Below are 6,762 nucleotides of genomic sequence, written 5' to 3'. Positions count from 1 at the left end.
GCCCACGAACGCATCCGCCTGTCCGACCTGACGCTGCCGCATGCGATGGCGCGGGTGTTGCTGGTGGAACAGTTGTACCGGGCGTGGTCGGTCAACGCGGGCCATCCGTACCACCGGGAATGACCGGTCCGGCCGCCTTGCTCGATGAGGCTGGCTACGCGCTTCTACCCGCGCTGCTGCCGACCGGGCCCCTGGACGACATCGCACAGTCGCTGGAGCCGTGGCTGCAAAAGGCCGTTGGCAGCCGCAATCTGCTGACGCAACCGCACTGCCGCGACATGGCGGCGCAACTGAAATCGCAGCTGGTCGAAGCCCGATTGCTCGGCGGTGCATCGAAGGCCGTGCAATGCACCCTGTTCGACAAGACGGCCGACCGTAACTGGCTCGTCGCGCTGCACCAGGACACGTCGATTCCTGCGTCCGCGAGTCCGCCTGGCGCCGCGCTGCCCATTGCCATCAAGGAAGGCGAGCCGTACGTGCAGCCGCCGGTGGGGGTGCTCGAATCTCTCCTCGCCGTTCGCGTGCACCTGGACGACTGCGGCATCGACGCCGGCCCCTTGCGCGTGGTGCCGGGCAGCCATCGCGCGGGCCGGCTCGGCGATTCGGAAGCACAGGCGATGCGCGATGCGCGCGGCGAAGTGACCTGCATCGCCGCGCGGGGCGATGGCCTCGCGATGCGGCCGCTGCTGCTGCACGCCTCTTCGCGCGCCCGCGTACCTGTGCGCCGGCGCGTCCTTCATTTTCTGTTCGGACCCGAGTGCCTGCCGCATGGACTGGTCTGGAACTTCACGGARACCTGAACTTGCCGGATTTCATCTACCTCGCGTCGCAAAGCCCGCGCCGCGCCCAACTGCTCGGCCAATTCGGCGTGCGCCATGAATTGCTGCTGGCCGGTTCCGACGAGGACGCCGAGTCGCTCGAAGCGGCGCGGCCCAACGAGTCGCCGACCGCGTACGTGCAGCGCGTCACGGCGCTGAAGCTCGATGCGGCGGTCGCGCGACGCAAGCGCCTCGGACTGGCCGACGCACCGGTGCTCTGCGCCGACACCACGGTCGCGCTCGGCCGCACCATCCTCGGCAAACCCGAGGATGCAGGCGATGCCGAACGCATGCTTGCGCTGCTGTCCGGCGCCACGCACCGCGTGCTGACGGCCGTGGCACTGCAGCACGGCCGACGCCGCCATGCGGCGCTCAGCGTGTCGCGCGTGCGCTTCGCGACGATCACCAAGAAACAGATCGCGCGCTACGCCGCCAGCGGCGAGCCGCTCGGCAAGGCCGGGGCCTATGCCATCCAGGGGGCGGCGGCCGCTTTCATCGAGCACATCAGCGGCTCCTATTCGGGCATCATGGGACTCCCGATGTTCGAGACCGCGCAGCTGTTGCGGCAGGCGGGGATGTTTCCATGAGCACGCCCATGACACTCAAACCACGATTTTTTTTCCGAGCTGACGCGGATCCGGCTTCGCCGGGCCGCTGGCAGCGCCCCCCGGCAGGGGGGAGGGCGAAGCGACACGCAGTGCGCGCAGCCTGGGGGGCGAGCCAGTAATGCAAGACATCCTGATCAACTGGTCCCCGCAGGAGACCCGTGTGGCACTGGTCGAGCACGGCGCGGTGCAGGAGCTGCACGTCGAACGCACGCTGGAGCGCGGGCTGGTCGGCAACATCTACCTCGGCAAGGTCTCGCGCGTGCTGCCGGGCATGCAGTCGGCCTTCATCGACATCGGCCTCGAACGCACGGCCTTCCTGCATGTGGCCGACATCGTGGCGCCGTTCACGCCGGGCTCGCGGCCCAGTGCGCCGGCGCCCGAGCGCGACCACCGCAACGGCGGGCCGATGGTGCCGATCGAGAAGCAGGTGTTCGAAGGGCAGTCGCTGCTGGTGCAGGTGATCAAGGACCCGATCGGCACCAAGGGCGCGCGGCTGTCGACGCAGATCAGCATCGCCGGCCGCCTGCTGGTGTTCCTGCCGCAGGACAATCACATCGGCGTGTCGCAGAAGATTCCTTCGGAGCAGCGCGAGTCGCTGCGCTCGCGCATGCTGGCGCTGATCGAGGCGGCTGCGGCGGCCGACAGCGGCGGCGTGGTGCCGGTCAACACCGGCGGCTTCATCCTGCGCACCAACGGCGAAGACTCGTCCGACGCCGAACTGGCCGAGGACATCGCCTACCTGCGCAAGACCTGGTCGCGCATCCGCGATGCGTCGAGCAAGCTGCCGCCGATGTCGCTGCTGCACCAGGACCTGAGCCTGCTGCAGCGCGTGCTGCGCGACATGACCAGCGAAGACACGCAGACCATCCGCATCGATTCGCGCGAGCAGTTCGAGGTGCTGCTCAAGTTCGGCCTCGAATTCATGCCGCAGGCCGCGGGCAAGCTGCAGCACTACAAGGGTGAGCGGCCGATCTTCGACCTGTATTCGGTGGACGAGGAAATCGCCAAGGCGCTGGGCCGCCGCGTCGAACTCAAGTCGGGCGGCTATCTCGTGGTCGACCAGACCGAGGCGCTGACCACGGTGGACGTGAACACCGGCGGCTTCGTCGGCGCGCGCAACTTCGACGACACGATCTTCAAGACCAACCTCGAAGCGGCGCAGGCCATTGCGCGGCAACTGCGGCTGCGCAACCTGGGCGGCATCATCATCGTCGACTTCATCGACATGGGGCGCGACGACCATCGCGAGCAGGTGCTGGCCGAATTCCGCAAGCAGCTGGCGCGGGACCGGGTCAAGACCACGGCCGGCGGCTTCTCGCAGCTCGGGTTGGTGGAAATGACACGCAAGCGCACGCGCGAATCGCTGGCCCACATGCTGTGCGAACCCTGCGCGGCCTGCGGCGGGCAGGGCATCGTGAAGACCGCGCGCAGCGTGGCCTATGACGTGATGCGCGAGATCCTGCGCGAAGCGCGGCAGTTCACGCCGCGCGAGTTCCGCATCGTGTCGTCGCCGCAGGTGATCGAATTGTTCCTCGACGAGGAGAGCCAGCATCTGGCGGGGCTGAGCGACTTCATCGGCAAGCCGATTTCACTGCAGTCCGAGCCCGCCATCGGGCAGGGGCAGTACGACATCGTTTTGCTATAGCGCACTTTTGACAGCCTCGGAAGGTTGAAGCCGAAGGGTAAGATGTACAGAATCCTGTCCTGAATACTTGGAACTTCGCATGACCCTCACTGCTGCAGATGTGATCCCGCTGACCCAGGCAAGGGCCAATCTTTCCGAGTTGGCCGACCAGGTCAAGGCGGGCTCCGAAAAAATCATCACGAAGAATGGCGAGAGCTACGTCGCGCTGATCGACGCGACCCGGCTGGACTACTACCATCGCCTGGAGCGCGAGCGCATTCATCTCCTGTTGCTCGATGAGGTGGACAAGGGACTTGCCGATGTGGCTGCAGGCCGCACGCGCAGTGCGCGGGAAGCCCTTGGAGAGTTGAAGCGGGCCGCCAAAAAGCCCGCAGGCGCGGCCAGCAAGGGCCACTGAGGCGTGGCGTCGGCCAAGGCCGCGGTCAGATTCACCGCAAATTTCGAAGCCAACCTGACGCGCATTGCCGCTTTCTGGCGGGAGTGCGATGCGCCGCAGGCCTACGAGAACCTGCTCGATGAATTGGCCGATACCGTTGTCGCAAACCTGGAACACCATCCACGAATTGGCCGGCGGTTCTTCGCACGCGCGGCGCAGTCACTCGAAGTTCGCCAGCGCCTTGCCGCGCTCGGCAAGCGCTACGGCAATGCCGAGGTGAGGGAATACCTTTCCGGCGACTATTTGCTGCTCTACAGCGTGGCGGATGAGCGTGCGGCAGACAAGCGGCATCGAACGACCGTCTACCTGCTGGCCATCCGGCATCACCGGCAGCTGTCTTTCGATTTCGAGGGCTTCTGGCAGGCCAATCGTGCAGAGGATGACTGACGACGGCGGCCAGTGCCTCAGAGCGTCGGGTCCTGCCCCGGCGTTGCGCTGCGCACCGCCAGCGTCTGCAAGCGTGCATAGAGCCCGTCCAGCGCCATCAACTGCGCATGGCTGCCTTGCTCGGCGATCCGGCCTTGCTCCATCACGATGATGCGGTCCGCATGCTGGATCGTCGAAAGACGGTGGGCCACGATCAGCGTGGTGCGGTTCTGCATCAGGCGCTGCAGGGCGTCCTGCACCAGCCGCTCCGACTCGGTGTCGAGTGCGGAGGTCGCTTCGTCGAGCAGCAGCACGGGTGCGTTCTTGTAGAGCGCACGCGCAATGGCAAGCCGCTGGCGCTGGCCGCCCGAGAGCTGCGTGGCGTTGTGGCCCAGCACCGTGTCCATGCCCTGGGGCAGGCTTTCGACGTGGGCGCTCAGGTTGGCGGCAACCAGGCATTCGGTGACGCGTTCGCGGTCGATCTCCGAGCCCAGCGCCACGTTGGCCGCCAAGGTCTCGTTGAGCATGACCACGTCCTGGCTCACCATCGCGAACTGCGCACGCAGGCTCTTCAGTTGCCACTCGCTGGTGTCGTGTCCGTCAAGCAGCACTTGCCCGCCGCTGGGCTGCACGAAGCGCGGCAACAGGTTGACCAGCGTGGTCTTGCCCGACCCCGAAGGCCCGACGAAGGCCACCACCTGCCCGGGCTCGATGGTCAGGCTCACGCCGTCGAGCGCACGCTGCTCGTCGTCGCCGCGGTAGCTGACCTGCACGTTGCGCAGTTCGATGCGGCCTTCGGCGTGCGCGATCTCGAAGCTGCCCTGCGATTCGGGTGCGACCTCGTCGACCAGGATCAGGCCGCGTTCGAGCGCGGCGAGCCCGCGCGTGATCGGGCCGGCCACTTCGGCCAGGCGCCGGATCGGCGCGATCAGCATCAGCATGGCCGTGATGTAGGCGACGAATCCGCCCACGGTGAAGCCCTGCTTGCCGCTTTGCCAGAGGGCGATCATCACCACGATCGACAGCGCGAGCGAGGCCATCATCTGCGTGAGCGGCGTGGTGGCGGCCTGGGCGATGGTGGACTTCACGGCCAGGCGATTGAGCCGCTGGCTCAACTGCTCGAAACGCCGCTCCTGGGCCTGCTCCGCGCCGTGCAGCCGCACGACGCGGTGGGCGAGCACGTTTTCCTCGACCACGTAGGCCAGCTCGTCGGTCGCCTGCTGGCCCTGCTGGGTCAGCTTGTAGAGCCGCTTGGAGAACACCTTCATGATCCAGGAGATGCTCGGCACCAGGAAGGCGACGATCAGCGTCAGCTTCCAATTGAGATAGACCAGGTAGCCCAGGAGCGCAATCAGCGTGAAGCCGTCGCGCGACAGCCCGAGCAGCGCCTGCACCAGCAGCATTGCGCCGGTCTGCACCTCGTACACCACCGTGTTCGAGAGGGCGCTTGCCGACTGGCGCGTGAACAGGGCGAGTTCGGCACCGAGCAGGCGTTCGAACAGCACCCGGCGCAGCTTCTGCATGCCTTCGTTGGCAATGCGCGACAGCGCGTACTGGGAGATGAATTGCGCGATGCCGCGCACTGCGAACAACATCAGCACGGCGGCAGGAACGAACCACAGCGGCATCTCGCCGCGGGTGAAGCCCCGGTCGAGCAATGGCTTCAAGAGGGCGGCCATCAGCGGCTCGGTGACCGCCGCCAGCATGGCCCCGCACAGCCCCACGGCCCACCATTTGCGCGAGCTGCCGAACCAGGTCATGAGTCGCGCCAGACGGCGCATCAGGGGAGGGCGCGCGTTCTCGCTGCCAGGGGATGCTTGCATGGCGGCGAATTCTACGGGCCGCCCCGAAGAGGCCTTCGGAGGGCTCCTGTAGGACCGAATCGCCGGATAAACGTTTTGTGACGGAGCGGCCAAACCAGTGTGTAACATGTGGCCCGTTGCGTCGGACCGAAACTTTTTGTCCGAAAACCTCTCCGAACCGCATGAACAAGCCGTTGCCTGCACTTATTCCAACTCCTTCTTCATCGCTATTTGCACGCCGCACGCTCATTGCGGCCCTTGCTGCCACCCCCATGCTTCCAGCGCTTGCCCAGTTCCGGGTCGAAGTGTCGGGCGTCGGGCTGACGCAACTGCCAATCGCGCTCGTTCCCTTCAAGGGCCAGGACGCCTCGCCCCAGAAGATCTCCGAGATCGTCCAGGCCGACCTGGAACGCAGCGGCCAGTTCCGCGGCGTCGATGCCTCGGGCCAGGCGCTGGACGAGGCTTCCCGCCCCGATCTGTCGCTGTGGCGCCAGCGCACCGCCGACTCGCTGGTGGTGGGCAGCGTCACCCGACTCGCAGACGGCCGCTTCGATGTGAAGTTCCGTCTGTGGGACGTGGTGAAGGGGCAGGACCTCGGTGGCCAGAGCTATACGGTTCCGCAGGGTGACCTTCGCCTCGCCTCGCACCGCATTGCCGACTATGTCTATGAAAAGCTGACCGGCGAGAAAGGCATCTTCTCGACCCGTATCGCCTACGTCACCAAGGGCGGCAGCCGCTACTCGCTGTGGGTGGCCGACGCCGACGGCGAGAACGCACAGGCCGCGCTTGCCAGCCCCGAGCCGATCATCTCGCCCTGCTGGTCGTCCAACGGCCAGCAACTGGCGTATGTGTCCTTCGAGTCGCGCAAGCCCGTGGTCTACGTGCACAACGTGGCCAGTGGGCAGCGCCGCCTGCTGGCGAACTTCAAGGGTTCCAACAGCGCGCCGGCCTGGGCGCCGGACGGCGGCTCGCTCGCCGTCACGCTCAGCCGCGACGGCGGCTCGCAGCTCTACACGATCCCGGCCGGCGGCGGCGAACCGCGCCGCCTGACCCAGAGTTCGAGCATCGACACCGAGCCCGTGTACTC

8 protein-coding genes are annotated in these 6,762 nt (G+C 66.6%); 7 read left to right on the top strand and 1 reads right to left on the bottom strand.

Going from position 1 to position 6,762, the window contains the following annotated elements; translation table 11 throughout:
* The 6 genes from AC1DXX_RS32810 to AC1DXX_RS32785 form a co-directional block, all read left to right on the top strand.
* A partial coding sequence (locus AC1DXX_RS32810; protein ID WP_478138378.1) for a 23S rRNA (pseudouridine(1915)-N(3))-methyltransferase RlmH occupies nt 1-123 on the top strand: 123 nt, incomplete at its 5' end.
* Nucleotides 120-800 (top strand): phytanoyl-CoA dioxygenase family protein, encoded by a 681-nt coding sequence (locus AC1DXX_RS32805; protein WP_478138377.1) that lies wholly within the window; start codon nt 120-122, stop codon nt 798-800. The genes AC1DXX_RS32810 and AC1DXX_RS32805, both read left to right, overlap by 4 nt.
* Nucleotides 801-802: 2 nt before the next feature.
* Entirely contained in the window at nt 803-1,405 is a 603-nt protein-coding gene (locus tag AC1DXX_RS32800) for a Maf family protein (protein WP_478138376.1), read from the top strand.
* A gap of 139 nt (nt 1,406-1,544) precedes the next feature.
* Nucleotides 1,545-3,071, top strand: a complete 1,527-nt coding sequence (gene rng / locus AC1DXX_RS32795; RefSeq protein WP_478138375.1) for a ribonuclease G — start codon at nt 1,545-1,547, stop codon at nt 3,069-3,071.
* Between the two features lie 79 nt (nt 3,072-3,150).
* Nucleotides 3,151-3,468 carry a type II toxin-antitoxin system Phd/YefM family antitoxin gene (locus AC1DXX_RS32790; RefSeq protein ID WP_478138374.1) on the top strand — a complete coding sequence of 106 codons (318 nt, stop codon included), beginning with the start codon at nt 3,151-3,153 and terminating at the stop codon, nt 3,466-3,468.
* 3 nt (nt 3,469-3,471) lie between these two features.
* On the top strand, nt 3,472-3,894 hold the full coding sequence (locus AC1DXX_RS32785) for a type II toxin-antitoxin system RelE/ParE family toxin (RefSeq protein WP_478138373.1): 423 nt from the start codon (nt 3,472-3,474) through the stop codon (nt 3,892-3,894).
* A 17-nt stretch (nt 3,895-3,911) separates the two neighbouring features.
* On the opposite strand, the gene msbA is transcribed toward AC1DXX_RS32785, so the two are convergent.
* Nucleotides 3,912-5,696 carry a lipid A export permease/ATP-binding protein MsbA gene (gene msbA, locus AC1DXX_RS32780; RefSeq protein WP_478138372.1) on the bottom strand — a complete coding sequence of 595 codons (1,785 nt, stop codon included), beginning with the start codon at nt 5,694-5,696 and terminating at the stop codon, nt 3,912-3,914.
* A 251-nt stretch (nt 5,697-5,947) separates the two neighbouring features.
* Between msbA and AC1DXX_RS32775 the strand changes: the two genes are divergently transcribed.
* Nucleotides 5,948-6,762 (top strand): Tol-Pal system beta propeller repeat protein TolB (locus AC1DXX_RS32775; protein ID WP_478138371.1); only part of this gene is annotated, 815 nt, incomplete at its 3' end.

The sequence above is a fragment of the Variovorax sp. P4_B10 genome (assembly GCF_056402375.1).
This window is presented reverse-complemented; position numbering and strand designations above follow the sequence as displayed.

Excerpts from the sequence above, each read along its gene's own strand:
- rng (WP_478138375.1), top strand. The coding sequence starts at position 1,545 with ATGCAAGACATCCTGATCAACTGGTCCCCGCAGGAGACCCGTGTGGCA.
- AC1DXX_RS32790 (WP_478138374.1), top strand. The coding sequence starts at position 3,151 with ATGACCCTCACTGCTGCAGATGTGATCCCGCTGACCCAGGCAAGGGCC.
- msbA (WP_478138372.1), bottom strand. The coding sequence starts at position 5,696 with ATGCAAGCATCCCCTGGCAGCGAGAACGCGCGCCCTCCCCTGATGCGC.